The organism is Photobacterium sp. GB-1, from assembly GCF_003026165.1.
Classification (GTDB): domain Bacteria; phylum Pseudomonadota; class Gammaproteobacteria; order Enterobacterales; family Vibrionaceae; genus Photobacterium.
In genome coordinates, this window is record NZ_PYOB01000009.1 from 113753 (window position 1) to 139245 (window position 25493).

Annotated in this window: 27 protein-coding genes; 22 read left to right on the forward strand and 5 right to left on the reverse strand. The window is 37.6% G+C overall.

Features of this window, described 5'->3' with window-relative positions; translation table 11 throughout:
- Positions 1-179: 179 nt before the first annotated feature.
- Both C9J45_RS11550 and C9J45_RS11555 read right to left on the reverse strand, forming a co-directional pair.
- Positions 180-926, reverse strand: coding sequence for an AraC family transcriptional regulator (locus tag C9J45_RS11550; RefSeq protein WP_107207409.1), 747 nt, complete (start codon positions 924-926; stop codon positions 180-182).
- A gap of 125 nt (positions 927-1051) precedes the next feature.
- The gene (locus tag C9J45_RS11555) at positions 1052-1612 is read right to left on the reverse strand and encodes a hypothetical protein (RefSeq protein ID WP_158260223.1); all 561 of its coding nucleotides are present in this window, start codon (positions 1610-1612) and stop codon (positions 1052-1054) included.
- Between the two features lie 801 nt (positions 1613-2413).
- Here C9J45_RS11555 and C9J45_RS11560 point away from each other — a divergent pair.
- From C9J45_RS11560 to C9J45_RS11630, 15 genes are all read left to right on the forward strand, one after another.
- Positions 2414-3850 (forward strand): aldehyde dehydrogenase family protein, encoded by a 1437-nt coding sequence (locus C9J45_RS11560; protein ID WP_107207411.1) that lies wholly within the window; start codon positions 2414-2416, stop codon positions 3848-3850.
- 12 nt (positions 3851-3862) lie between these two features.
- Complete coding sequence (locus C9J45_RS11565) at positions 3863-4786, forward strand: acyl transferase (protein ID WP_107207412.1); 924 nt, start codon at positions 3863-3865, stop codon at positions 4784-4786.
- Between the two features lie 36 nt (positions 4787-4822).
- Positions 4823-5887 carry an alkanal monooxygenase gene (locus C9J45_RS11570; protein WP_107207413.1) on the forward strand — a complete coding sequence of 355 codons (1065 nt, stop codon included), beginning with the start codon at positions 4823-4825 and terminating at the stop codon, positions 5885-5887.
- Between the two features lie 48 nt (positions 5888-5935).
- The gene (locus C9J45_RS11575; RefSeq protein WP_107207414.1) at positions 5936-6913 is read left to right on the forward strand and encodes an alkanal monooxygenase; all 978 of its coding nucleotides are present in this window, start codon (positions 5936-5938) and stop codon (positions 6911-6913) included.
- A 22-nt stretch (positions 6914-6935) separates the two neighbouring features.
- Positions 6936-7622: an LLM class flavin-dependent oxidoreductase gene (locus C9J45_RS11580; protein ID WP_107207415.1), complete on the forward strand. Its 687-nt coding sequence runs from the start codon at positions 6936-6938 to the stop codon at positions 7620-7622.
- Positions 7623-7717: 95 nt separating this feature from the next.
- Positions 7718-8839: a long-chain fatty acid--CoA ligase gene (locus tag C9J45_RS11585; protein WP_107207416.1), complete on the forward strand. Its 1122-nt coding sequence runs from the start codon at positions 7718-7720 to the stop codon at positions 8837-8839.
- Between the two features lie 16 nt (positions 8840-8855).
- Positions 8856-9560: an NAD(P)H-flavin reductase gene (gene fre / locus C9J45_RS11590; RefSeq protein WP_107207417.1), complete on the forward strand. Its 705-nt coding sequence runs from the start codon at positions 8856-8858 to the stop codon at positions 9558-9560.
- A gap of 126 nt (positions 9561-9686) precedes the next feature.
- A complete protein-coding gene (locus tag C9J45_RS11595) occupies positions 9687-10346 on the forward strand; it encodes a riboflavin synthase (protein WP_107207418.1) in 660 nt (219 codons plus the stop codon).
- Positions 10347-10378: 32 nt separating this feature from the next.
- Complete coding sequence (gene ribBA, locus C9J45_RS11600; protein WP_107207419.1) at positions 10379-11476, forward strand: bifunctional 3,4-dihydroxy-2-butanone-4-phosphate synthase/GTP cyclohydrolase II; 1098 nt, start codon at positions 10379-10381, stop codon at positions 11474-11476.
- Positions 11477-11535: 59 nt separating this feature from the next.
- Positions 11536-12006, forward strand: coding sequence for a 6,7-dimethyl-8-ribityllumazine synthase (gene ribE / locus C9J45_RS11605; RefSeq protein ID WP_107207420.1), 471 nt, complete (start codon positions 11536-11538; stop codon positions 12004-12006).
- A 98-nt stretch (positions 12007-12104) separates the two neighbouring features.
- Positions 12105-12701, forward strand: a complete 597-nt coding sequence (gene ribA, locus C9J45_RS11610; RefSeq protein WP_107207421.1) for a GTP cyclohydrolase II — start codon at positions 12105-12107, stop codon at positions 12699-12701.
- A gap of 957 nt (positions 12702-13658) precedes the next feature.
- A complete protein-coding gene (locus C9J45_RS11615) occupies positions 13659-14708 on the forward strand; it encodes an HlyD family secretion protein (RefSeq protein ID WP_107246552.1) in 1050 nt (349 codons plus the stop codon).
- A gap of 23 nt (positions 14709-14731) precedes the next feature.
- Positions 14732-15727, forward strand: coding sequence for a DUF2955 domain-containing protein (locus C9J45_RS11620; RefSeq protein ID WP_107207423.1), 996 nt, complete (start codon positions 14732-14734; stop codon positions 15725-15727).
- Entirely contained in the window at positions 15708-16166 is a 459-nt protein-coding gene (locus C9J45_RS11625; protein WP_107207424.1) for a MarR family winged helix-turn-helix transcriptional regulator, read from the forward strand. Before C9J45_RS11620 ends, C9J45_RS11625 begins: the two co-directional genes overlap by 20 nt.
- A gap of 23 nt (positions 16167-16189) precedes the next feature.
- Positions 16190-16975 carry a PhzF family phenazine biosynthesis protein gene (locus tag C9J45_RS11630; protein WP_107207425.1) on the forward strand — a complete coding sequence of 262 codons (786 nt, stop codon included), beginning with the start codon at positions 16190-16192 and terminating at the stop codon, positions 16973-16975.
- 64 nt (positions 16976-17039) lie between these two features.
- On the opposite strand, the gene C9J45_RS11635 is transcribed toward C9J45_RS11630, so the two are convergent.
- The 3 genes from C9J45_RS11635 to C9J45_RS11645 form a co-directional block, all read right to left on the reverse strand.
- A complete protein-coding gene (locus C9J45_RS11635; RefSeq protein ID WP_107246553.1) occupies positions 17040-17468 on the reverse strand; it encodes a VOC family protein in 429 nt (142 codons plus the stop codon).
- Positions 17469-17572: 104 nt separating this feature from the next.
- A complete protein-coding gene (locus C9J45_RS11640; protein WP_107292546.1) occupies positions 17573-19204 on the reverse strand; it encodes an SgrR family transcriptional regulator in 1632 nt (543 codons plus the stop codon).
- 17 nt (positions 19205-19221) lie between these two features.
- The gene (locus C9J45_RS11645) at positions 19222-19428 is read right to left on the reverse strand and encodes a hypothetical protein (RefSeq protein WP_107246556.1); all 207 of its coding nucleotides are present in this window, start codon (positions 19426-19428) and stop codon (positions 19222-19224) included.
- A gap of 309 nt (positions 19429-19737) precedes the next feature.
- On the opposite strand from C9J45_RS11645, the gene C9J45_RS11650 reads away from it, so the two are divergent.
- The 7 genes from C9J45_RS11650 (at position 19738) to C9J45_RS11680 (ending at position 25169) form a co-directional block, all read left to right on the forward strand.
- The gene (locus C9J45_RS11650) at positions 19738-21117 is read left to right on the forward strand and encodes an endonuclease/exonuclease/phosphatase family protein (RefSeq protein WP_107292547.1); all 1380 of its coding nucleotides are present in this window, start codon (positions 19738-19740) and stop codon (positions 21115-21117) included.
- A gap of 375 nt (positions 21118-21492) precedes the next feature.
- Positions 21493-21687, forward strand: coding sequence for a hypothetical protein (locus C9J45_RS11655; protein WP_107207430.1), 195 nt, complete (start codon positions 21493-21495; stop codon positions 21685-21687).
- A gap of 53 nt (positions 21688-21740) precedes the next feature.
- On the forward strand, positions 21741-21890 hold the full coding sequence (locus C9J45_RS21745) for a LysR family transcriptional regulator (RefSeq protein WP_233217704.1): 150 nt from the start codon (positions 21741-21743) through the stop codon (positions 21888-21890).
- A gap of 333 nt (positions 21891-22223) precedes the next feature.
- Positions 22224-22664, forward strand: a complete 441-nt coding sequence (gene soxR, locus C9J45_RS11665) for a redox-sensitive transcriptional activator SoxR (RefSeq protein ID WP_107207431.1) — start codon at positions 22224-22226, stop codon at positions 22662-22664.
- A gap of 396 nt (positions 22665-23060) precedes the next feature.
- Positions 23061-23561, forward strand: coding sequence for a GNAT family N-acetyltransferase (locus C9J45_RS11670; protein ID WP_107207432.1), 501 nt, complete (start codon positions 23061-23063; stop codon positions 23559-23561).
- A 110-nt stretch (positions 23562-23671) separates the two neighbouring features.
- Positions 23672-24748, forward strand: a complete 1077-nt coding sequence (locus C9J45_RS11675) for a hypothetical protein (protein WP_107292548.1) — start codon at positions 23672-23674, stop codon at positions 24746-24748.
- Entirely contained in the window at positions 24723-25169 is a 447-nt protein-coding gene (locus tag C9J45_RS11680; RefSeq protein ID WP_107207434.1) for a hypothetical protein, read from the forward strand. The genes C9J45_RS11675 and C9J45_RS11680 overlap by 26 nt, the downstream gene beginning before the upstream one ends.
- Positions 25170-25493 lie beyond the last annotated feature (324 nt).

The window sequence follows — 25493 nt, forward strand, 5'->3', positions numbered from 1 at the left end:
ATGTTATTAATCTGTTATTGCCTGTAGATAGTATGGATAAAATTTTATCTCGTCTTATGAATTCCTACGGGATGTTTTATTTTTTCTCCAACAATGAATAATACGAGATCTCACACATAAAAAAGCGCTATATAGTTAACCCATATAGCGCGATATTACTGCTAAGTGCTACTTATAACTTATTGAATAAAGAACTGATATCGTATGGGAGATGTCCCGTATAGACGGCGAAAAGCTTGACTAAAGCTGCTTTGACTTGAGAATCCGCATAATTGTGCAACTTCCGATAACGGTTTTTGAGTTTCTGCAATCAATTGCTTTGCTAACTCTAATCGTTTTCGCAATACATATTGATGTGGCGTTATCCCCATTTGCTTTCTAAATAAGACATAAAATTGGCTTTGTGCTAAAAAAGCAATGCTGGATAGATCAGCCACTGAGATCTTCTTCTGAATATTCTGCTGGATATAACTATCAATAAGCGCCATATTTAGACGTGTTACTTTTTTTTCATCAAAGCTCATTAAGCTACGATTAATTAAGCACTGTAAGGTGTTACTGATCGATTGTGATAACACACTATCCTGAGCATGTTCTTTTAATTCAATCGCTAACAATGAAATAAGCTGATGAGTACGTGCATCTAAGCTGAAATTGCCATTACTGAACTGTTCCACATCAGTCATTGATATCAATGGTGGTAAATTCATCACTAAAACTTGGTTGTTAGGTCCGCCACAAAAACCATGGTTAACATTGGCATTAATTCGGCATCCCATACCAGAAGAAAGACAAAGTGAACTATCTTCTATCGACAGTTCACTTTGCCCCATTAATCCTATAATAATCTGAGGATAATCATGATGATGGTATGTTTTTGATTCGTCTAACGTTTCGACATGGAATGTCGGCATTTTTTTTTCCATACACCACCTCCTTTTTTTGTACACCACAAAGTATGTGGTACTTATATACTGCGCCAACTGCTTTAAAATAAAACAAATAAGCGCATTAAAATAATGCGCTTATATTTAATAGCAGAATTTAATCACTACCATTCATTTAAAATTTCAACGTTCACTTTCACGTCTTTTTTTAACATCGCAAGGTTAGTATTGGCTAGTAAATCACGAGGGTAATGCAATGTAATAACACTGTTTGACATATCAGTGATCGGCGAAGAAACGCCATCGATACCAATGTCGTCTTGTACCATTAAGTTTTCAGATAACGATTTAGGAATATCAATAAATACTGAAAAACCCGCTTCATCCTCTTCTACCCCAGTCACTAATGCCGTGCTTTTAATGTTCCCTGTTAATCCGCCACGACCAACCACTTCACCAAATTTAGGGTGGATCTCAAGATTTACCTGATCACCTTCCTTTAAACTCTCAAATGTTGTCGTACCCAATGCTTGGTCAATATCAAAGTACACCGTATCGTTTAAAATACGCACGACAGTCAAGGAGCAACCATTTACTAACATTACAGTATCTATGTCAACAAGCTCAAGCATACCCCCAGGGAATACAATACCATGTCGTTGACTATCTTCACTTTTTGATATGGATTTAATAACACCACGACCTTGAACAATACCTCTAAACATCAATGTCTCCTTTTCTAGACTCTTATATTTTTTCTTAATGTATGCCAATAGATTCATCAAGAGTTTAGTAATTTGAGATTAAAATACAAATAAAGCACAAGATTTTTTTTAATATCATCACAAAAATTTAAATATAGAAATATAATTCACACACTTGTATTAATTATAAATCACCAATAACATTAAAATGGGAAATATCAATATCACCCATTTATCACACCGCTTTTTTTACACATTTAAATATCAGAGCATGATAACCCCCTCAACCCCACAACATGCACACTAAGCAAAAATAAACCCCAACAAAACATATAGTTAATAAAAAACAAAGCAATAAAAAGCAGTGATTATTGGCAAAATATTGCTTTTTTATTTACTTGTAGCAATATTTATCCCCACAAATACAAACCTATCAACAAACAAAAAATGAAATACATTTTAATTCGATAAATATCGTAGTAAAAATAAAAAAAAACAAAAAAAAATAAAATTTCAACGATAAAAAAACACAAATAAACATACCTAAACTCACTCCGTAAAAATATTAAAAACCAAGAAATGAGCAATTATTGACCAAAAAAAAGACGGAAAAAATGTCGAAAAAGCTAGACATAATAGATGTGGATATGAAGAGTTAAAAATAATTGTTTTTATAGTGTGATCAAAATCTCGAATATTTATAAACAAATAAAAATCAACTTACATGGTAATAATTATTCATCTAGCCTTATTTTTGTTCCTAAGGGGCATTAACGCATCCCTAAAAGGAATAGAATTTAACAGCATGTTAACGGAGATTGCATGATTAAGAAGATCCCATTGATTATTGGAGGCGAAGTTCGAGACACGTCAGAACATGAAGTCCGCGAACTTACGCTTAACAATAACACCGTCAATGTACCTATCATTACAGACATTGATGCTGAGGCGATCACCTCACTAAAAATAGAAAATAACTTAAATATCAACAAGATAGTTAACTTCTTGTATACTGTAGGGCAAAAATGGAAGAGTGAAAACTATAGCCGTCGCCTTACTTATATTCGCGATCTAGTCAAATTCATGGGCTACTCTCCTGAGATGGCAAAACTAGAAGCGAACTGGATTTCGATGATCCTATGTAGCAAAAGTGCGCTGTATGACATTGTTGAAAATGATCTCAGTTCTCGCCATATCGTTGATGAATGGCTCCCCCAAGGTGATTGCTATGTCAAGGCGCTGCCAAAAGGCAAGTCTATCCATTTATTAGCGGGTAACGTTCCGCTGTCTGGTGTGACATCTATCCTGCGCGCTATTCTAACTAAAAACGAATGCATCATTAAAACATCGTCTGCTGATCCATTTACCGCAACCGCACTGGCTTCAAGTTTTATTGATACCGATGCCGACCACCCAATAACTCGATCTATGTCAGTCATGTATTGGTCACATAGTGAAGATATCACTATTCCACAAAAAATCATGAGCTGTGCAGATGTGGTTGTGGCTTGGGGGGGTAACGATGCAATCAAATGGGCAACAAAACATACCCCAGCACACGTTGATATTCTTAAATTTGGTCCAAAGAAAAGTATTTCGATTGTTGATAACCCAACAGATATTAAAGCAGCTGCCATTGGTGTTGCTCACGACATCTGTTTTTATGATCAACAAGCTTGTTTCTCTACCCAAGATATCTATTACATGGGTGACAATATCGATACTTTTTTTGCAGAGCTAACTCAGCAATTAAACATCTATAAAGACATACTGCCCAAAGGCGATCAATCTTTCGATGAAAAGGGCGCATTTTCTTTAACAGAAAGAGAATGTTTATTTGCCAAATATAAAGTGCAAAAAGGTGACGAGCAGTCTTGGTTATTAACGCAATCTCCAGCGGGTTCATTCGGTAATCAACCATTATCTCGTTCTGCGTATATTCATCACGTGAAAGATATTTCGGAGATTACTCCCTATCTTCAAAATAATGTAACCCAAACAGTTTCAATTACACCATGGGAAGCATCATTTAAATATAGAGATACATTAGCGGCACACGGTGCGGAACGTATTATTGAATCAGGTATGAATAATATATTTCGAGTGGGTGGCGCACATGACGGTATGCGTCCACTTCAGCGTCTTGTTAAATATATTTCACATGAAAGACCATCGACTTATACCACTAAAGATGTCGCAGTCAAAATAGAACAAACGCGTTACCTAGAAGAAGATAAATTCCTCGTTTTTGTACCATAAAAGAGAAATATTATGAACAATACTCAAACCTCAGCACCTATTGATCACGTTATTAACCTAGGTGATAATCGTCACATCCGCGTATGGGAAACTCTGCCTAAAAATCAAGAGGTTAAGCGCAATAATACGATTGTTATTGCAGCTGGTTTTGCCCGTCGAATGGACCATTTCGCTGGCCTTGCTGAATATTTAGCAAATAATGGTTTTCATGTTATTCGTTATGATTCATTAAATCATGTTGGCTTAAGTAGTGGTGAAATTAATCAGTTTTCTATGTCTGTTGGCAAACAAAGTTTATTAACAGTCATTGATTGGCTAAATGATCGTGGTATTAATGAAATTGGACTAATTGCTTCAAGTCTTTCTGCTCGTATTGCCTATGATGTTGCTACTGAGATTAAATTATCATTCCTCATTACGGCTGTTGGTGTTGTTAATTTAAGAAGCACACTTGAGAAAGCACTTGATTATGATTATCTACAAATGGAAATTAATGATATCCCTGAAGATTTAAATTTCGAAGGTTATAACTTAGGCTCAAAAGTCTTTGTGACTGACTGTTTTGATAATAGTTGGGATACTTTAGATTCAACAGTAAATAAAACTAAAGATCTAGATATTCCTTTTATTGCCTTTGTTTCAAATGGCGATAATTGGGTCTGCAAAGAAGAAGTGAAACACTTAATCGGAAATATCAACTCAGATAAAACCAAAATTTACTCATTAATTGGTTCATCACATGATTTAGGTGAGAACCTGATCGTCCTGCGTAATTTCTACCAATCGGTAACCAAAGCCGCAATAGGCTTAGACAGTGAAGTACTCGATTTAGCGGACGATATTAGTGAACCAAACTTTGAAGATCTCACCATTATTACAGTTAATGAACGTCGTTTAAAAAATAAAATTGAAAACGAAATGTTCGCTAGCGCTTAAACCAATACATATTTTATTCATTAAAAGGAAAATATAATGAAATTTGGCAATATTTGTTTCTCATACCAGCCACCAGGTGAATCTCATAAAGAAGTCATGGATCGCTTTGTTCGACTTGGCGTTGCTTCAGAAGAATTAAACTTCGATACCTTCTGGACGCTTGAACACCATTTCACTGAATTTGGCCTAACCGGTAACCTATATGTTGCTTGTGCCAATATTCTTGGTCGTACCAAAAAACTCAATGTTGGCACAATGGGTATCGTACTTCCAACAGCTCACCCTGCGCGTCAAATGGAAGATCTAATGCTACTGGATCAAATGTCAAAAGGTCGTTTTAACTTTGGCGTAGTCCGTGGTTTATACCATAAAGATTTCCGGGTATTCGGTGTTACGATGGAAGATTCCCGTTCGATCACTGAAGATTTCCATAAAATGATCATGGACGGCTCAAAATCAGGTGTTTTACACACTGATGGTAAAAATATTGAATTCCAAGATGTAAATGTCTATCCAGAAGCCTACTCAGACAAAATCCCTACTTGTATGACAGCCGAATCTGCCGCGACAACAACTTGGTTAGCAGAACGTGGTTTGCCTATGGTGCTAAGTTGGATCATCACAACCAGCGAGAAAAAAGCACAGATGGAACTGTACAATGAAATTGCAACTGAACATGGTCACGATATTAAGAATATCGACCACAGTATGACCTTCATCTGTTCTGTTAATGACGATCAAGAAAAAGCAGAAAGTGCATGTCGTGACTTCTTATCAAACTGGTATGACTCTTACACAAATGCGACAAATATCTTTAAAGACAGTAACCAAACTCGTGGCTATGACTACCACAAAGGTCAATGGCGTGACTTTGTATTACAAGGCCATACCGATAGCCGCCGTCGTCTTGATTACAGTAATAACCTTAACCCTGTTGGCACACCTGAAAAATGTATTGAAATCATGCAACGCGATATTGATGCAACAGGGATCAAAAATATTACCCTTGGTTTTGAAGCAAACGGTTCAGAGCAAGAAATCATTGCTTCTATGGAACGCTTTATGACACAAGTGGCGCCATACCTAAAAGATCCGAAATAAACCACTAGATTTAACATCTTGAATTAAATGATAAATAAGGAAAATAACATGAATTTTGGATTATTCTTTCTAAACTTTCAGCTTAAAGGTATGACATCTGAAGACGTACTCGACAACATGATCAACACTGTTGCATTAGTCGATAAAGACGAGTACCACTTCAATACCGCTTTCATTAACGAACACCATTTTTCTAAAAACGGTATCGTAGGTGCTCCTATAACAGCTGCAAGTTTTTTACTCGGTTTAACCGAACGTCTTCATATTGGTTCATTGAATCAAGTTATCACAACTCACCATCCGGTACGTATTGCAGAAGAAACAAGCTTGCTTGATCAAATGTCTGATGGACGTTTTATTCTAGGATTAAGTGATTGTGTTAATGATTTCGAGATGGACTTCTTTAAGCGCCAACGCGATAGTCAACAACAGCAATTTGAAGCTTGTTATGACATTTTAAATGATGGTATTACTACTAACTACTGTCATGCTAATAATGACTTTTATAACTTCCCAAAAATCTCTATCAACCCACACTGTATTAGTAAAGAAAACCTAAAACAGTATATCTTAGCTACAAGTATGGGCGTGGTTGAGTGGGCAGCGGTCAAAGGCCTGCCGCTGACTTACCGCTGGAGTGACACCCTAGCTGAAAAAGAAAATTACTATCAACATTATTTAGCTGTCGCGGCTGAAAATAATGTCGATATTACTAATATTGATCACCAATTCCCATTACTTGTTAATCTAAATACAGATAGCGATATTGCTAAACAAGAAATGCGTGACTATATCCGCGATTATATTGCAGAAGCTTACCCAAATGCAGATCAAGAAGAAAAAATTGAAGAGCTAATTAAGCAACACGCGGTAGGTACAGAAGATGAATATTATGACTCCACTAAATATGCTTTAGAAATAACAGGTTCAAAGAATGTATTGTTATCTTTTGAATCTATGAAAAATAAAGCAGCTGTCATCGACCTTATTAATATGGTTAATAACAAAATCAAGAAAAATCTATAATAATAAGTCTCAGGATAATAAAATGACAAAATGGAATTATGGCGTCTTCTTCCTTAATTTTTATCATGTAGGACAGCAAGATCCATCATTAACCATGAATAATGCGTTAGAAACATTACGTATTATTCATGAAGATACATCCATCTATGATGTTGTTGCATTTAGCGAATACCACATAGATAAAAGTTATCATGATGAAACGAAACTAGCTCCACTTGTTAGTATTGGTAATAACGTTCATATTTTAGCCACCAGCAACGAAACCGTTGAAAAAGCAGCTAAATATGGGGTGCCACTTCTGTTTAAGTGGGATGATAACCAAAAAAAGCGCATTGATTTATTAAAACATTACGAGACAACCGCGGCTAAGTTTAATATCAATATCACCGATATTCGTCATCGATTAATGTTATTTATCAATGTGAATGAGAACCCAACGCAAGCCAAAGCTGAGCTAAGCATTTACTTAGAAAATTACCTCTGTTACACCCAAGCAGAGGCATCGATTGATGAAATCATCAATAGTAATGCGGCAGGAAATTACGATACGTGCTTATCTCACGTTGTTGATATTGCTCAAGGTTTAGATAATAAAGTCGATTTCTTATTTTGTTTTGAATCAATGAAAGTTCAAGAGGATAAAAAATCATTAATGATTAATTTTGATAAACAAGTTATCAATTATCGAAAAGATTACAATCTTAACTAATTAAGTTAATTTAAATTAAGACTTCGCCAATCATTGTCATTATAAATGGCAGTGTGATTTATTACACTGCCATTATTTTTTTATTAAGGTTTAATATGACTACATTATTAAATGTTGATACTAACGATATTATTGTTAGTTCAGAACTTGATGATATTATTTTCTCATCATCACCACTTAACTTAACCTATGATGAACAAGAAAAATTAAAGCAGAAATTTATAATGGAATCATTCCACTACCATTATAAAAATAATGAAGATTACCGTTATTATTGTAATGCCCAAGGTGTAGACGAAAAAATTACATCAATCGATGATATTCCGGTATTCCCTACTTCGATGTTCAAATACGCTAAGCTACATACTGCCGATGAAGCTAATATTGAAAATTGGTTCACCAGTAGCGGCACAAGTGGAATAAAAAGCCATATTGCCCGTGATCGCCAAAGCATCGAACGCCTGCTTGGCTCTGTAAATTACGGCATGAAGTATCTAGGTGAGTTCCATGAACACCAACTAGAGCTAGTTAATATGGGACCTGATCGCTTCAGCGCCAAAAATGTTTGGTTCAAATATGTCATGAGCCTAGTTGAATTGTTATACCCAACGACGTTTACAGTAGACGAAGATGAAATTGATTTTGAACAAACCATCACGTCGTTAAAGGCTATTCAACGTAAAGGAAAAGGCATTTGTTTAATTGGCCCTCCATACTTTATTTATTTATTAGCGCTTTATATGAAAGAGCACAACATTGAATTTAATGCTGGCGCTCACATGTTCATCATCACTGGTGGCGGCTGGAAAACAAAACAAAAAGAAGCACTTAATCGTCAAGATTTTAATCAGTTATTAATGGAAACTTTCAACCTTTTCCACGAAAGCCAAATTCGTGACACCTTTAACCAAGTAGAACTAAATACTTGCTTCTTTGAAGATAACCGCCAACGCAAACATGTTCCACCATGGGTATATGCTCGTGCACTTGATCCTGTCACTATGACGCCTGTTGAAGATGGTCAGGAAGGCTTAATGAGCTACATGGATGCATCATCGACGAGTTACCCAACCTTTATTGTTACAGACGATATTGGCATTGTGCACAACATCAAAGAGCCCGATCCACACCAAGGAACAACCGTGGAAATTGTTCGCCGTTTAAATACCCGTGAACAAAAAGGCTGTTCATTATCGATGGCGACCAGCTTGAAATAAGTAGCAGGACTGAATGATGATTTTTAATTGCAAAATTACAAAAATTGAAGCATCTGATAGCCATGTTTTTAAAGTGTTTATCAAACCAGACCAATGCTTTCAATTCAAAGCCGGGCAATACGCTATTATCTATTTGAATAATAAACAGCTGCCTTTTTCTATTGCTAACAGCCCAAACTGTAATGAATTAATTGAATTGCATGTTGGCGGCTCAGTCAAAGAAACTGCTATAGAAGCAATTTCGTATTTTAACGATGCGTTTATTCATCAAACCGAGTTTAAGATAGATTCGCCACATGGTGATGCTTGGTTACGTGATGAAAGTGAATCGCCACTGCTACTTATCGCTGGCGGCACAGGCTTATCATATATCAATAGTATCCTTCATCATTGTATTGACAAGCAACTATCACAACCTATCTACCTTTACTGGGGTGTGAACAATCGCCAATTGCTTTATGCAGATCAAAAACTTAAGTCATTAGAAGCCCAGCTTCCCAATGTGAAATATGTGCCCGTTGTCGAGCATGTACACACAGAGTGGGACGGTAAAATCGGCAATGTTATTGATGCTGTAATGGATGATTTTGCCGACTTATCTGAATTTGATATTTATGTTTGCGGGCCATTCGGTATGAGCCGAAATGCAAAAGATATTTTTACAACTCAGAAAAAAGCCAATGTCGGGAAAATGTATTCTGATGCGTTTAGTTATATGTAGTTAAAAATCGTTCATATCATTACTGATGGTTTTTATCTAAATCAGTCATTACTCATTATATTTACTCTATTTATTGGGTAACAGTTGGCTTGCACCTGATAAATAGAGTTTTTTTGTAGGTATAGTATGTTCACAGGAATAATAGAAGCAATTGGAAATATCAGCGCCATTATTCGTAATAATGACGATATTTCAATGGTTATCAATACCAATAAGCTTGATATTTCGGACGTAAAACTTGGTGATAGCATTGCTAGTAATGGCGTTTGTTTAACCGTATCTAAATTAACTCCAACTGGGTTTGTTGCCGATCTTTCAAAAGAGACGTTAAAGCGTACCGCATTTCACAGCTACCACGTCGGACAAAATATCAACCTAGAAAAAGCCATGTTACCCACTACACGCTTAGGCGGTCATATTGTTTCCGGACATGTTGATGGTATTGGCGACATTATTGAATTAAAGCAAAAGGGTCGCACCATTGAGGTTTGGATAACTGTACCAATACACCTGAAGAAGTTTGTTGCAGAGAAAGGTTCAATTTGTATTGATGGAACGAGCTTAACCATCAATGCTGTCTATCAGAATGTCATTAAATTAACCATTATTCCTCATACGTTAACCAATACAACACTTGCTAATGCAACCATTGGTCAAAAGGTCAATATTGAAGCTGATATGGTGGCACGTTACCTCGAACGATTAGTCAGTATTGATAAACAAGAATCCAAAAAAAACACTAACGTCTCTATGTCTTTATTAGAGAAGCACGGTTTTATCGTATAACTCATTTACGCTGTTGATAAAAAGGACCAGTTATGACTTTAAGTAGCGCCCAAGAAATCATTAATGATATCCGTCAGGGGAAAATGGTTATCTTGATGGATGATGAAAATCGTGAAAATGAAGGCGATCTGATCATTGCCTCTGAAATGATTACTCCCGAAGCGATTAATTTCATGGCAACACATGGGCGTGGGTTGATCTGCTTAACGTTAACCAAAGATCGCTGTAAAACGTTAAATTTACCGCTAATGGTACAAAATAATCACGATAAATTCTCAACTGCATTTACCGTTTCAATAGAAGCCGCCACCGATGTTACGACAGGGATCTCTGCCAGTGATCGTGCGAAGACAGTACAAGCAGCAGTTGCTCCTAATGCCAGTGCTGATAATATTGTTTCGCCGGGGCATATTTTTCCATTAATGGCGCAAGATGGTGGCGTATTAATTCGTGCCGGTCACACTGAAGCAGGCTGTGATGTTGCACGCTTAGCAGGGCTTGAAGCCTCTAGTGTTATTGTGGAAATTCTTAATGAAGACGGCACAATGGCACGCCGACCTCAACTTGAAGTGTTTGCGCAAAAGCACAATTTAAAGCTGGGGACAATTGCCGATTTAATCGAGTATCGAACCCAACTAGAAAGTCATATTGAACGTTTATCAGAGAGTGAATTATGCACTGAATATGGTGTGTTCAACTTGATCACCTACCGTGACACCATTGACAATCAACTCCATTACGCCTTATGTAAAGGTGATATTAACCCTGATACTGAAACCTTAGTCCGTGTGCATGTCAAAGATACACTGAAAGATATTTTACATACTGGCGCCACACAATGGTCCCTACAAGCGGCCATGCAGCGTATTCAAGCCGACGGTGGCGTATTAGTGATCATCAGCCAAATAGAACCCTCTACGATGATCATCAATCAAGTAAACCAGTTAGCTTCAGAGCACCAAGCGATTGCTCCCTTGCCTACCACACCGCAGTCCCGACAAATTGGTTTAGGATCGCAAATTTTATCTGAACTAGGGCTACGCAAAATTCGTTTACTGTCTTCACAAAACCAACAATATCGTTCTTTATCAGGATTTGATCTTGAGGTTGTTGAATATATTTGTAACTAGTAAACACTCAAATGTTATTGATTCATCGTTCGTTTTTATAAATACACTTAGGAAGCTTCATGAATATTATTGAAGGTGCGATCACAGCACCCCACGCAAATGTTGTCATCATCGTTTCTCGTTTTAATAGTTTTATCAATGACAACCTATTGTCTGGTGCATTAGATGCCCTACAACGCCAAGGTCTTGTTAAAGAAACCAATATTACCATTGTACATTGTCCAGGGGCTTATGAGCTGCCTTTATTGGCTCAACAACTTGCGAAACAAGGTAGTTATGATGCCATCATCGCTTTAGGTTCTGTGATTCGTGGCGGTACTCCACATTTTGAATATGTTGCAGGTGAATGTAATAAAGGTTTAGCGCAAGTTGCATTAGAACATCAAATTCCGGTCGCGTTTGGTGTCCTTACGGTAGATTCCATCGAACAAGCCATTGAACGTGCTGGAACAAAAATGGGAAATAAAGGTGCAGAAGCCGCCCTCAGTGCACTCGAAATGATCAACGTGTTAGCAGAGATAGAACCTTAGATACCTTATCTTCACACATTATGATGGCTATTATACCTACTGAATCATAGCCATTTTCCTTCCAAAATAATTAACTCAAATAGAAGTACGAGGATATTATGGTCACAGTAAGAGCCCGAGTTCCTTTTAAAATAGGGCAACGAAGTGATATCCCTGCTGAATTATTGTCATTTCATGGCTTTAACTCAGGTAAAGAACACGTCGCAATTATTTTTAAACAAGCAGATACTGCGGCAAGCGTTCCTTTAGTTCGTCTGCACTCTGAATGCTTAACCGGTGATGTTTTTCATTCTTCTCGCTGTGATTGTGGTGAGCAGCTCAATGAAACGATAGAAAAAATGCGCCAATCTGGTGGGATTCTTTTGTATCTACGTCAAGAAGGCCGTGGGATTGGTTTATACAATAAACTCGATGCTTATCAATTACAAAGCCAAGGCATGAATACCTATGAAGCAAATAACCATTTAGGTTTTGATGATGATCTTCGTGATTTCAAGGAAGCCGCCGACGCATTACACGCACTGGGTATCAACAAAGTCCGCTTAATTACCAATAATCCTAAAAAAGTTAAAGACTTATCTCAACATAATATTCAGATAGTAGAAGTGATTAAGACTCAAGTACACATCAAAGAAGGTAATCAAGAATACTTACAAGCAAAAGCCTTATACGGTCATCACAACTTATCTTTATGACAATTCACACTTACCTTTACTCGCCATACGCATCGAGATTTCGCTCCTAACTATTACGCCATTTAACATACTAAAATTGTCATGTTAAATGGCAAAAAAACAACCACCTTAAACAACCACAGTTCAGAGTTACCCACTGAATTTGTGGATAACATTTATTTTAAGTTTATTTTCAATATCTTATAATTTTCAATAGGAAGAGTTAATAATTATTGTAATTTTATGAATTATTAATAAGTCGCTAAACATAAAAAGCCGCACTATTGCAGTGCGGCTTGGTGTTGCTATTAGTGTACTTACTCGGCACACCAATATTGTTACGCTTCGCCACTCATTACGTTGAGCTTGCCGTGTCCCACAATATTTGTGCGGACCGCTATATATTGGCGAAGAAGCAAATTTTTAAAAGGTGTCACTTACCAAATTGTTAACAACTAAGTAGTCACTTAGAAGCTTTTACATGTGTAGCTTTTACGTATGTAGCTTTTACGTGTGTAATTTTTACGGTGTTACTTTGTTGCTCTTACATGTATTACTTTGTCTACTTTTCACATGTTGCGCGATGCAACTGAGTGACTACCAATAACGGGTCTAAGAGGTCTATTAATAATCACTGATACCTGTATCCGTGAGTCTTTAAAAACAGCTCCAATCCTCCGTAAGCTCGAGTAACTATCTCAATACAGGTTAAGTTAAATATGGTAGATAAACGCCAATTAGGCAAATTCACATATAGAAAAAAATGCAAAAATAAACTCAAACGCTATTAACGTCCTATTTATAAAACAAATTACCCAATTAAATATAGCAGCTAGAATCCTATTTATTACGCCCCCACACTCAAAAACTCCTCTTTCAACACCATCATTAAAATAAATAACATTAATTAATGTTGCACATACAACATTACTAAGTATACAATCGCCTCATAGTTTTGTTGTATAGGTAACAAAAGTGATGAAAACGAACATTTACTCTATTCTCTTATATACCGTAATCGGCTTCGCTTTATCATTATCAGCTTTCCTTTTAATGGCTGATAATGTGTCGCCATTTACCACACAAGCCACTTTCTATAAATCAGTGGTGAACATTGCTCCTGAAGTATCAGGAAATATCACCCATGTTTATATCAGTAACGGTCAACACGTTAATGCTAACCAACCTTTATTTTCTATTGATCCAAAGCCTTATCAAATTGCAGTCGATCAAGCACAAGCCGAATTGCAACAAGCAAAAGAAGCCAATATAGGAACATGGCAGCAACTCGTCGCTGCACAGCAAGTGGTACTACAGAAAAAAACATTGTGGAAAAATGCGCAAATTAAATTGGATCGCTACCAAGCATTAAGCCGTAAAGGGTTAACGACCCAACAAGAGCTTGATGATGCGATCAGTACTGCTGATGTCGCTAAAAGTGCTATTTCTGCCGCACAAGCTGATGTGCTAAAAATCAAAGCGACACTATCAGGTAAGGAAAACACCGCAGCCGTTGAACTCGCACAAGCAAAATTAGCACGCGCTGAATGGGATTTATCCAATACTACAGTTGTTGCACAGACAGCTGGCACTGTGAGCAATTTACAATTAGATGCAGGGACTTATGTTAATAAAGGCACTCCGATCCTTTTTCTTGTTAATGCAAAAAATAGTTGGCTAAGTGCGGACTTTAACGAAAAAGGCATTGCCCATTTACAACCTAAAAATCATGTATTGATCAGTTTTGATTCTCAACCAGGCCGAGTATTTAAAGGCGAAATAGAAAATCAAGATCGTGCTATTTTTGATGCGAGCAATCCATTGACACAACTATCAACCGTTACTAATGACACACGTTGGATCCGCGAACAACAAAAAATCCGTACTCGCATTGCCGTCAACGTACCACAGCAAGATGTGATTTCAGGCTCTCGCGCAAGTGTCATTGTGCTTAATGGTAATCCTATTTTAGATGTGCTTAGCAATGCTTGGATCCATCTCATCGCCCTATTCCGCTACATCTACTAAGAAGCAACTCAGGTGAGTAAAGTATGAAACAGTTAATCAGTACAGATGCACTACGCACTAGCTTAATTGTGTGTATTTGTATGATGTTCGGAAAGCTTTTCCATGTAAATTCACATGTTTACTTTGCTTTATTTCCGATCATCATCGCAACGAAAGTAAAAGACTACAGTTGGAAAGGATTAAGCAAAACGTTCGCTTTGGTATTGCTCTCTGCTTACAGTGCGGTTTTCGTGTCTGAAGTTTTTAGTGATCACCCTTTTATTATTTGGACGATCAGTATCGTACTGTTCGACCAACTAAGAAAAAGGGCAGATTCTCCCGCTAAAGTGGGCGCATTGTTTATGCCGACAATTAACTGGATTTTAAATATTGTTTTTGCGCTACACACCAATATGGATATGCCGCAACGTTTACACGAAGTGGGGTTAGCGATTGTGGTTAGTATCTGTGTAACTAAGCTGTTTTTTTGGCTACTACCACCGAAACCAAAATCGGGCTTTTTCAAACCGAAAACAACCCCTGTCACCGCTCAACAACGCTTGATATCAGTGAGTTTGATTGGTTTAGGACTGGGTTTTTTAATGATTGTAAATCTCATTTCTGGCGCATTTTGTATGGTGCCAGTCATTGCAGCAGCAACTCAAACCAGTCGAGAAGCCTATTTAAAAATCGTTAAATCACGCTTTATTACGCAAGTCGGCGGGTGTGCTATTGCGGCGATATTTATGTTACTTATCGCTGGTTATCAAAGTAATATTATTGTTTATGGTTTGGGGTTATTTGTACTGATTTACATGATCAGTCACAAAATTTATACCGATGAAGGGCCACACCAAGAGTTACATCCCGATATTTTGCTCGCAACCATGCTACCGATCCAACTTTATATGACCAACAGTGAGTTAGGATTAAGTAGTACTTTCCTTCGAGGATGGGAACTTAGCTGTACTTTAGGTATATTGGCTCTGTTTTATTTCATTACTACGGCGAAGAAACGTCATGTCACAGAACTACACTGATATCCCTTCTCTTAATGAGAGTGTCTCTTTTACGATGGGATTAGCCTACAAGCAATTTCGTAGTATTGCCAATTCAGCCTTGGCGACGGAATTTGATATTACGTTAGAAATGTTAGGTGCACTACGCGTGCTCAGTTATTTGGGCGAAGTGCCGCAGCAAGCTGTCTCCGATGCACTACACCGTGAACGTTCAGTGACTAAACGTTTAATCGATAACTGTATTAAACGTGACTTAATCACCGTGCATAAATCAGAGCAAAACAAAAAAGCCCGCTATCTTGTGATTACTGATAAAGGTAAAGATATCGAGCAAAAAGCCACCGTATGTATTGCTAATCTCAATCAAGACTTCTTTGCGCCACTCACAAATGAAGAACGCGAACTTTTATTTAAAATTAACAAAAAATTGATCCGACAAGACATACTGGTCAATTCTTAACGCACACGCAGGATAAACACGATATGGATATTTTCGTTGTCGATACTTTTACCGACCAACATTTCAAAGGCAATTCTGCGGCAATCATGCCCGTTGCCACTTTTCCAGACGTCTCATTAATGCAGCGTATTGCTGCTGAAAATAACCTGTCTGAAACGGCGTTTATTAAACCAACGGGCGATAATACTTATGCGATCCGTTGGTTTTCTCCTCTGACTGAAATTGACTTTTGTGGTCATGCAACGCTTGCCTCTGCCTTTGTTCTGTATCAGTTTTACCAGCTTAAAGGCGAGATCACTTTTACCACAGAGCAAGTTGGCACACTGACAGTAAAACAAGCCCCAAATGGCAATATTGAAATGAACTTCCCTTGCCAACCTGGTGAAGACGTTGAACCACCAGCCGCCTTACTCAAGGGATTATCTATTACGCCCACCAAGGTGCTAAAAAATCGCCAGGCCTATATTGCTGTTTTACCCAATGAACAAGCAGTACAAAATGTGGTTTGCGATGCAGAGCAGCTTAAACAGCTCGCCCCTCACGATATCGTTGTCACTGCACAATCGACACAATACGATTTTGTGTCTCGTTATTTCTGGCCAGCCAATGGCGGTTATGAAGATCCAGTGACAGGTTCAATCCACACAGCTTTAGCGCCATATTGGGCTAAACAGCTTGGTAAACGAGAATTAACCGCTTACCAAGCCTCACAACGAGGTGGGGTTTTACAGTGTAAAATGATCGATAATGATCGCATTATTATTGCCGGATCAGCGGTTTTATATCTGCGTGGAAAGGTATACTTATAGCGCTTGTATTCAATCTATAAAGGAGAGCAGGCGCTCTCCTTTCTTGTCTTATTTCATTTCGCCATTATTGGCTGTAATCGTTTCTAAGTGCACGATCATCGGTCAAATATTCAATAAACTCGATCTCTAAATTGTTATCATCGATAAAATAAGCACTGCGACGATAGGGATGCTCTGCACTCCAATGATCCACTTCATAACCGGCACTTTTCAGCTTTGCAACCGCATCATCAATACGTTCAACCACAATACCAACATGCTTAATGCCTGATGCATTTCCCTGCCAATCAGGCACCTGACCTTCCCCCCCAGATCCTATCGCCACATAGCTCTCTTGATCGCCAATGTGATACCAATGCATTGGTTGACCAAACCAGTTATCAATTTTCCCTTCCCCGCGAATCGTCCATTCAGGTAACGCTGTTAATAAAAAATGAATCGTTTTTTCGGGCTGAGAGACTTTGATATTGATGTGCTCTACATATCCTTTCATTGTTTTTTCCTTCTTTTTTGAAAATATGTAAGCACTCTAATTCCTCAAGTAAACTTGAGGTCAAGAAGAAATAATGATGTATTGATTACTCAATAACTCGTTGATTAATATTTAGCGATCAGACTTTCCATTGACGCAGTGACATCCGATTTCACTTTCATGGGTTTGATCCAAAGCTTAGAGAAATCGCACCACCCATTGGCATTGATCTCCACACCTCGTATTTGCTCTGGTACCGAGAGGGTTAATCCTTCACGCTTTATTTCAAATAAAATATGCTGTTGCTCTAACCACGTCATTACGTGACTAATCAGTGCTTGTTGACGTAACACATCCTCTTCAATACGGATCGCAGCGATCTGCTGGTGTAAATAATCTTGCTGGGTAAAGGTCAATACCGATGGCCAGTGCGGATATAACGTTAAAAAAGCAAACCAACTGGTGTACTTATTATCTTCCTTTCGTATTCCTAAAATCGACACATCAACGGCATCAAGAAACTGACCAAACTTTACTTCTTTCGTCTGCAATGTTTCAGGCTTATCAAAATAAGACATTAACTGTTTTGAATACTCTCGACATTCGCGATTATTCTCATGACTTATCGTATAAACCGGATAATTCTCACCAGCTTGATTCTGATCGCCTAACAATGCCGCTGCTAGATTTTGTTTAACGTCTTGCGTTTGTAATTGCTTATTTGTAATCAAGCAATAGAACGAGCCGACATAATCACAGGCCGTCTCATACACGTTTAAACTGTCATTTAAAAAGAAAAAGTTCTGATAACACTTTTTTCTTTCTGCCCAACTCTCGTGGATCCAAAATTCAATTTTCTCAATTAATGCTGACGTACGGTTGTATTGTGAAAAGCGTTGCAAGCGTATTAGTTTGTTCGAATTTACCGCTAACAAGAAAGGTCCTGAGCCAATGGCTCTAAAATGTGATTCATTAGCAAATACGAACTGTTTTGGCATGATCGCAGTTTCAGCACGACACAATAATTTAATAAAAAGAGGATCTGGAGTAGATAAATGAATTTCAACCACATCAAAAGAAACGGCAATGACCTTTTCGATATGATCATACAATCGTTGCCATTGCGCTGAATGGATAAGCCCTTTAAAACTTGCAACAACATCATCTGCCGTCAGAACAGATAAATCATGAAACAGGGTTTCAGGCCGAAGATAGAAAGTCCAAACGGTATGATTGCTATTACTTTCCCAAAAATGAGCAAGATTACCTGTCAGCTTATTCGCTTTATCTTCAACTAACGTTTGGTAAACCTCAGAGATAAAGTGGCGCTCAGTACGCTCGGTAATAAAATGGGGATGTAACGTTTTCATACAACGATGAAAAGGCGCCAAGATCGTGTTGTGTTTCTCTGTCACCGCTTGTGATAAATATTGCCATAAGCCAGCGGCGGTATCTCGTCCATTAAACCCTACCAGCTTATAAACCAAATCGAGATTGCTGTTGTCATTCGCTTTATCAATCTCTTTGTGGCACGCCTGTATCGGTTCCAGTAAACAATTGAGGATCCCTTTATTACCTCGCCCCACAGTCGGTGACCAGGTTAACCAACCTAATATTGTCATTTGATTTAATAAGGTTCTCGCATGACGCTCACTGCAATGAAGGTAAGCGGCGATCTCTACAATAGTGACCTTGCTTTTACCAGGACCGACACGATTAAATATATTTTCATATAGTTCCAGTTTTCGTCGGCTCATACAGAGAGATCCTTACATTACTTTAGATAATTATCATTAAACTTCTTTTGCTGGCTAAGCGTTAGTGGTCTGGCTTTAGAAAACTGATCTGAGCCAAAAATAGTGTTCAGCCTTTCTAATCGCTGTGCAGGACTAATATATATCAAACGAGCAAGCCATCCTGTTTTTTTATCGTGACGTTTTGATGAGTTAATGATTTCTTTAATTTGGTTATAAAATTTCATGATTTAGCTCCTGTTATTTGATGATTTTATTTTAGGAGCTTTACGCCATTTAAAAACGGAACAAAAAAAGAGACTGTTCCGGTTTTAAACGACACAAAATATTTATCTCTTTAAGTATTCGAAGACGCACATACTATCCCCCCTCACAACATTTTTGAGATACCGAGCATAATTTAAGAAAAAACAAAGCAAATCATCACTATTAGTTACATAGTATCGTGCCCTTGTCACACTTATTTATCACTAAATAGGTACTATGCTGCTCGACGCTTTACCGCCTAAATTCCTTTCAACAATATGGATTATTGAATGAAACTAATTAAGACTCTTGCTGCTGTTGCTATTTCATCTGCTCTTCTTACAGGCTGTGTATTTGAGAGCAATGATGATGTTATCCCTGTTAACAACGTTTCTATTGCTACATTCAACTTATCATTCGACCGTTTTTCGTTTGAACAACTGGTCGATGAAATGCTAACCACGCCTTCGGAGCAACAAACATTAGTCGATGGGTTTAATGCAAATACGCTAAGTGAAGACGACAAAGCGAAAGCACTAAAGATCATTCAAATCAGAAACGTTGCAGCCATTATTCAAAGCCAACGTCCTGATATTATTTTACTGGCTGAATACAATAACGACGGTACAGGCGATGATCTTACCGCTTTAAATGGATTCCAAGCTAACTACTTAGCGGTAGGACAAAGCCTAAATAGCATTGATGGTGGTGATACGTTATCTCCCATTCACTACCCGTTTAGCCAAAGTTATGCCACAAACACGGGTTTAATGAGCGGCTTAGATCTTAATAACGACGGTAAAGTAAATAGCGGTCCAAATGATGCGTGGGGCTTTGGTCAATACCACGGGCAGTATGCATTTGCGCTAATGTCTCAATTTAAAATTGATGATGCGAATACCCGTACATTCCAAACCTTTAAGTGGAAAGACTTACCAACAGCAACGAACCCAACCATTACTAACTGCAACGATGACAAAAATAAAATTCCTGCAGGTATGCGTTGTGGTGATAGTTGGTACACCGATGCTGAATGGAATCAAGTCCGTTTATCATCGAAAAACCATGTTGATGCACCCGTCATAATCCCAACAGCATCAGGCGAACAAGTGGTACATATTTTAATGTCGCACCCAACGCCACCGGTATTTGACACAGTGACTGAAAACAATAAACAAAAAAACCGCGATGAAATTCAGTTCTGGACAGATTACATTGATGGTGCAGAGTTTATTTATGATGACAAAGGCACAAAAGGCGGTTTAGCTGATAATGCCAAGTTTGTTATTGTGGGTGATCTTAATGCCGATCCTGAAGCGGGTGACGGTTTTATCGAAACCATTGATACCCTATTAAAGCACCAGCGTGTGAATCAAGAAGCCACTAATGGCGCTTACGTTCCGACAAGCTTTGGTGCTGAATACTGCTTCCCAAGTGGTGAATGTCGCCAAGATAACCCACACCCAGAGCGCATAACCAGTACGTTTGGTTTACAAGTGGATCACGCTATCCCATCAAGTAATCTAAACATTGTTGATTCTGGTGTTTACTGGCCAGCACCGAATGAAGCTGGATACTTACTGATGAACGATGAACGCATTGGTAAAGGAAAAGGCAAAGATATTTCTTCCGACCACCGTATGGTGTGGCTAAAGGCAAGCTTTAACTGATTCGCCCTTTATTTAAAAAGCCGATCGTAAGATCGGCTTTTCTTGTCAACATGGTTCTGACGAGAAACAATCAAAACATAAGAAATACCCTCGATTAACGCCATTCACTCTTATTTGATATTTACTTAGATAAAGTCAATATTTCCGTAGTACGAGTTTATAACTTCATTTCTTAAATAAGTTGCGATAGCACAATGCTCATCTATATTTTTCATATTTTGACGGTTTAGGCATCAAGCCTATTAATAATGAAAGCTAAAGCTATTTAAAAAAATTAATTTTTATGTTTGCACTTTTACAGTAAATATAAACTAACATTATTACATTTATCTATTATATTAAATGATATTCACTTTAATTTAATGAGGTAAAGCAATGAGTAACGATGAATTACTTCCACTCTATATTGTTATTTCTTTGGTGTTATTCCTGTTTTTCATCATATTTTTATATATTCAACTTTCTATTAAAGCGAAAAAAGACGGCGTGATTGGCAACTGTTGTGTCAATCAGATAAAAGACAAGACAACGGAACTGTCTGAAAAGAGCAAGAAAAAAAATAAGGGGTAATACTCGCTGTTGTGCAATCCCAGCATCGACTATCACGATTGAGCAATAAATAAATGGCAAATATTCATGTGGTTAATATTGCTGCCAGAGAGCTCTGTTTTACCAAAGCGGCATCATATTTAACTGTATCTCAAAGTGCGGTAAGCCATCGAATTAAATATTTAGAGTTAGGATTAATTAAAAAAGATATAACGGGCTTATAAGCTGCAACATTTATACATCGAACACAATCGAAAGCGTGGCCCTCATAGCTAACAGTAAATAATAGTGATATTGATTATTACCGAAAAACCTATCGCTTTAATCACCGTAACTTGTATATAACAGCAGCAATAAACTCATTAGGCATTACTATCGGACGCCAACGGTTAATAAAAAACCATTAGCAACAGGCCAACTTGTGACCCCCTTTTCAGCGATAGCATCAGATTTAAGCTACTATATTGCCTACATGAAAGGAATGGAAACACGGCCTAAATATCGAGCCTTTAAAAGCTGGCTGCAAGAACAAATAACGATGTAATGTGGAGAATCAAATGGAATTGAGTGTAGGACAAGTTGCGAAACGCGCAGGCGTGAGTGTTTCGGCATTACATTTTTACGAACAAAAAGAACTCATTCTTAGTTATAGAACCGCGAGCAATCAGCGCCGTTATAAGCGCTCTGTTCTGCGCCGTATAGCGGTAATTAAAGCAGCGCAAAATGTTGGCTTAACATTACAAGAAATCAAGCAAGCCTTGGCGCATATTCCCTTAAACGAAAATGTGAAAAAAGAACAATGGGAACAACTTTCAACCCTTTGGCATCAAAAGCTTGAAGATAAAATGCATGAGTTAAAACAACTTCAAACTCAGTTAGGCAGTTGTATTCAGTGTGGCTGTTTATCAATGGAAAGTTGTGCGCTATATAACAATAACGACAGCAATGGGATCATGACGGCAGGCGCGAAGCTTAGCATCCAACACACCTCTGACTAGCCCATATTGATAGTCAAAGAATTACGTAAAGTGGAGACCGTCAATTCCCCTCGGTAATAAAGCAAGCGCAGAATCGCTTGGTGATCACAATGCACCGTTGGCACTTCATAAATCAGAAGTGCCCCATTTCTTGTTAGAACTATTACTCATTCATATTGTATTAACGTGATTTTTGATTAGTTTCTATTGTTTATTTTTTATCTCATATAACGAATTATGCTGATTTTATCTATTGAATTTCGTTTTTAATAAGACTGAATAAAGGCATTTCTTAATTTCAAAAAGCGTTATGAGCCGAAAATAACATCGAGCTTATATTTAAAAGGAATTAATTGTTGCTGATAGTTATGAGCTCATGTAAAAAATAACTCAAATTATAATATGGAGTTGAGTTATATGGGATTAGTTGTACGTCAGGTGACTTTGGATGATGCTGAAGGGATCACAAATGTTCTCAACCCAATCATTGTTGAAGGTTTATACACTGTATTGGATACGACCTTTACACCTGAAGAAGAGAAAGATTTTATTACTCACTTCCCAGAGAATGGAGTGTTTACAGTTGCTTTTTCCGAGAGTGACTCAAAGGTTATTGGATTTCAAAATATCGAGCCGTTCGCACAATATACAAAATCTTTTGATCACGTAGGCATTATTGGTACTTTTGTTTGTGAAAGTGCTCGTGGTAAAGGTATCTCTAAACAGCTTTTTAACTCGACTTTCGAAGTTGCAAAACAAAAGGGTTATGAAAAGCTATTCGCGTACGTTCGTAGCGATAATGAGCGAGCTTTAACTGCTTACCTTAAACAAGGGTTTGAAGTTGTTGGTACTGCAAAAAAACATGCAAAAGTTCGTGGGGAGTATGTAGATGAAATCCTTATTGAAAAGTTTCTTTAGGCTTTGAGCTGTAAAGAAAAAGAGAAGGATATGTGTCGCTCAGCGGCACATATTCGAAGTGAAATGTAAGCCTAAATAGAGCAAATCACCTAAGTAGTTTCTGTCCAAAAATGAGCAAGTTATCATGGCTATACCATGCATTAATTAGCTCAAATCTTTCTAACATTAAAATTTTGGGCAAATTATTGCCTAGCCACTTTATTCTTTATAATGATTCAAATTCAACAAACTTCTCAATTTACATGGCTAACTCTCTCACATGGCTATCTCCGCCAACAAAATTTAATCGTCATGACAGCTTAGTAAAACAGGCTGAACGCGCTAAGCAATCTGAACTAGCCAAAGAAGCTAGGGCGAAAAAAACACTTGAAGAAATTGAGCGAATCAATGCTAAAAGTTCACTCAAGCATGAACAACTAATGAATGATATCTCTGGGAATGAAGTGTTTACTGGGCAATGTACACTTCAAGAAGAATTAGAAAAGAATCATCAAGCTGTGTTGCTTCTCACTGAAGAAGATTCATTCCATACCATTAAAAACTTGATTGATGATCGATATCATCAAAAAGGTCAAATACCATCAACATTGATTCTGAAAGATATTGATAAAACGAAAACATGGGCCGAATACTTAGCAACTGGTTTTGGGGCTGTTAAGTTAGCCCAAGCCTTTGGCGATTTTGGTGTGACAGCGCGATATTCAGTGATTAAAGGGAAAACACGTGTATCAATTGCCACTCGAAATAATGGACAGCAGATGTTACGGCATGTTCTTATTAAAGGAATGCGTTTCAAGGTTAATGGAAAAAAGACCTATGCGATAGATAATCCGAAAGTTGTTCAATTAGGGATAGCGCCAACGCAGCGTATTAGTGCGGGTTTAAAAGCTGGTACTATGACCATGATTATTTCAGCCGCTATAAATACTAATGATCTAATTTTTAATGATGATTATGATTTTTATGATTGGTTCGGAAATGTAGGGACTGACTTCATTAAAACTGCTATCGCACTTTATGGAGCGGAATTTATTGTTGGAATGTTTGTTGCTGTTGGCAGTGGAGCAATTGCAATTGTAGCAATTGCAGCAATTTCTATCGGTCTAAGTCTTATTCTTGATAGATTCTTTGAAGTTAAAAACGTATCAGGAGAATTGACTAATGCGCTTAGAAAAATGCAATCATAATGATGAAGTGGTATCGATAATAACCAAGATAAAATTTTTCTTTATCTGTGTTTTTTTTACTGCTGGGTCTTGTTGGTTGTTATCTTCATGGATAGATACATTAAGTTCTGCTTATAACCTATCTCCTATCATTAAGTTATCAATTGGAGATGCACTTGGTGGCATCATGATTATTGGTTTAGTGATACATGCGTGGTCTATGTTTTTTACTATAATAAAAACAGGAAAGGCAACAAAATACTCATGGTCAAAAAGAAAAATAAAAGTACAAAACCGAATAATGTTATTTTTCTTTATCGTCAGTTTTATTGTTACAGCCCTCACCTATTTTATTATCAATGATCGACTTTTGTCTGAAGGGTACTCAGTCAAAACGAAGTACACTAATATGGGCGTATATAAGACCTATACAAAGAACTAAAATAACCAATGAGTACTGTAAGAATAAATACAGTATTCTTTTCGCCACCACGAATTAGATCTCTTTAATAGAATTACTGTTAAATGACCGCCCATAGTGGCGGTCTTTTTATACCCTAAAGTTACTTCATTAAAAAATTATCAATACTTTTTCTAGTACCTACCAGCTTAAAGAGGGCAAATTGACTAACTCGTTTCTGTCCGTGCGACCTGAAGTCGTATGAAGCGTTGTTCACCGCTTTATGAGTGAACCGTCTGTATCACCAGATGAACCTACGAGCCTGAATAAAGCAGCGGCTCGGACAATGTAACGAAACTTGGCCGT

What these genes read in the sequence shown, in the direction of transcription:
- C9J45_RS11565 (WP_107207412.1), top strand. Translation starts at nt 3,863, where the DNA reads ATGAACAATACTCAAACCTCAGCACCTATTGATCACGTTATTAACCTA.
- C9J45_RS11655 (WP_107207430.1), top strand. Translation starts at nt 21,493, where the DNA reads ATGAGTAACGATGAATTACTTCCACTCTATATTGTTATTTCTTTGGTG.
- soxR (WP_107207431.1), top strand. Translation starts at nt 22,224, where the DNA reads ATGGAATTGAGTGTAGGACAAGTTGCGAAACGCGCAGGCGTGAGTGTT.
- C9J45_RS11670 (WP_107207432.1), top strand. Translation starts at nt 23,061, where the DNA reads ATGGGATTAGTTGTACGTCAGGTGACTTTGGATGATGCTGAAGGGATC.
- C9J45_RS11675 (WP_107292548.1), top strand. Translation starts at nt 23,672, where the DNA reads ATGAGCAAGTTATCATGGCTATACCATGCATTAATTAGCTCAAATCTT.
- C9J45_RS11595 (WP_107207418.1), top strand. Translation starts at nt 9,687, where the DNA reads ATGTTCACAGGAATAATAGAAGCAATTGGAAATATCAGCGCCATTATT.
- C9J45_RS11635 (WP_107246553.1), bottom strand. Translation starts at nt 17,468, where the DNA reads ATGAAAGGATATGTAGAGCACATCAATATCAAAGTCTCTCAGCCCGAA.
- C9J45_RS11620 (WP_107207423.1), top strand. Translation starts at nt 14,732, where the DNA reads ATGAAACAGTTAATCAGTACAGATGCACTACGCACTAGCTTAATTGTG.
- fre (WP_107207417.1), top strand. Translation starts at nt 8,856, where the DNA reads ATGATTTTTAATTGCAAAATTACAAAAATTGAAGCATCTGATAGCCAT.
- C9J45_RS11575 (WP_107207414.1), top strand. Translation starts at nt 5,936, where the DNA reads ATGAATTTTGGATTATTCTTTCTAAACTTTCAGCTTAAAGGTATGACA.
- C9J45_RS11550 (WP_107207409.1), bottom strand. Translation starts at nt 926, where the DNA reads ATGGAAAAAAAAATGCCGACATTCCATGTCGAAACGTTAGACGAATCA.
- C9J45_RS11640 (WP_107292546.1), bottom strand. Translation starts at nt 19,204, where the DNA reads ATGAGCCGACGAAAACTGGAACTATATGAAAATATATTTAATCGTGTC.
- C9J45_RS11555 (WP_158260223.1), bottom strand. Translation starts at nt 1,612, where the DNA reads ATGTTTAGAGGTATTGTTCAAGGTCGTGGTGTTATTAAATCCATATCA.
- ribA (WP_107207421.1), top strand. Translation starts at nt 12,105, where the DNA reads ATGGTCACAGTAAGAGCCCGAGTTCCTTTTAAAATAGGGCAACGAAGT.
- C9J45_RS11625 (WP_107207424.1), top strand. Translation starts at nt 15,708, where the DNA reads ATGTCACAGAACTACACTGATATCCCTTCTCTTAATGAGAGTGTCTCT.
- C9J45_RS11580 (WP_107207415.1), top strand. Translation starts at nt 6,936, where the DNA reads ATGACAAAATGGAATTATGGCGTCTTCTTCCTTAATTTTTATCATGTA.
- C9J45_RS21745 (WP_233217704.1), top strand. Translation starts at nt 21,741, where the DNA reads ATGGCAAATATTCATGTGGTTAATATTGCTGCCAGAGAGCTCTGTTTT.
- C9J45_RS11650 (WP_107292547.1), top strand. Translation starts at nt 19,738, where the DNA reads ATGAAACTAATTAAGACTCTTGCTGCTGTTGCTATTTCATCTGCTCTT.
- C9J45_RS11570 (WP_107207413.1), top strand. Translation starts at nt 4,823, where the DNA reads ATGAAATTTGGCAATATTTGTTTCTCATACCAGCCACCAGGTGAATCT.
- C9J45_RS11560 (WP_107207411.1), top strand. Translation starts at nt 2,414, where the DNA reads ATGATTAAGAAGATCCCATTGATTATTGGAGGCGAAGTTCGAGACACG.
- C9J45_RS11615 (WP_107246552.1), top strand. Translation starts at nt 13,659, where the DNA reads ATGAAAACGAACATTTACTCTATTCTCTTATATACCGTAATCGGCTTC.
- C9J45_RS11645 (WP_107246556.1), bottom strand. Translation starts at nt 19,428, where the DNA reads ATGAAATTTTATAACCAAATTAAAGAAATCATTAACTCATCAAAACGT.
- ribBA (WP_107207419.1), top strand. Translation starts at nt 10,379, where the DNA reads ATGACTTTAAGTAGCGCCCAAGAAATCATTAATGATATCCGTCAGGGG.
- ribE (WP_107207420.1), top strand. Translation starts at nt 11,536, where the DNA reads ATGAATATTATTGAAGGTGCGATCACAGCACCCCACGCAAATGTTGTC.
- C9J45_RS11680 (WP_107207434.1), top strand. Translation starts at nt 24,723, where the DNA reads ATGCGCTTAGAAAAATGCAATCATAATGATGAAGTGGTATCGATAATA.
- C9J45_RS11585 (WP_107207416.1), top strand. Translation starts at nt 7,718, where the DNA reads ATGACTACATTATTAAATGTTGATACTAACGATATTATTGTTAGTTCA.
- C9J45_RS11630 (WP_107207425.1), top strand. Translation starts at nt 16,190, where the DNA reads ATGGATATTTTCGTTGTCGATACTTTTACCGACCAACATTTCAAAGGC.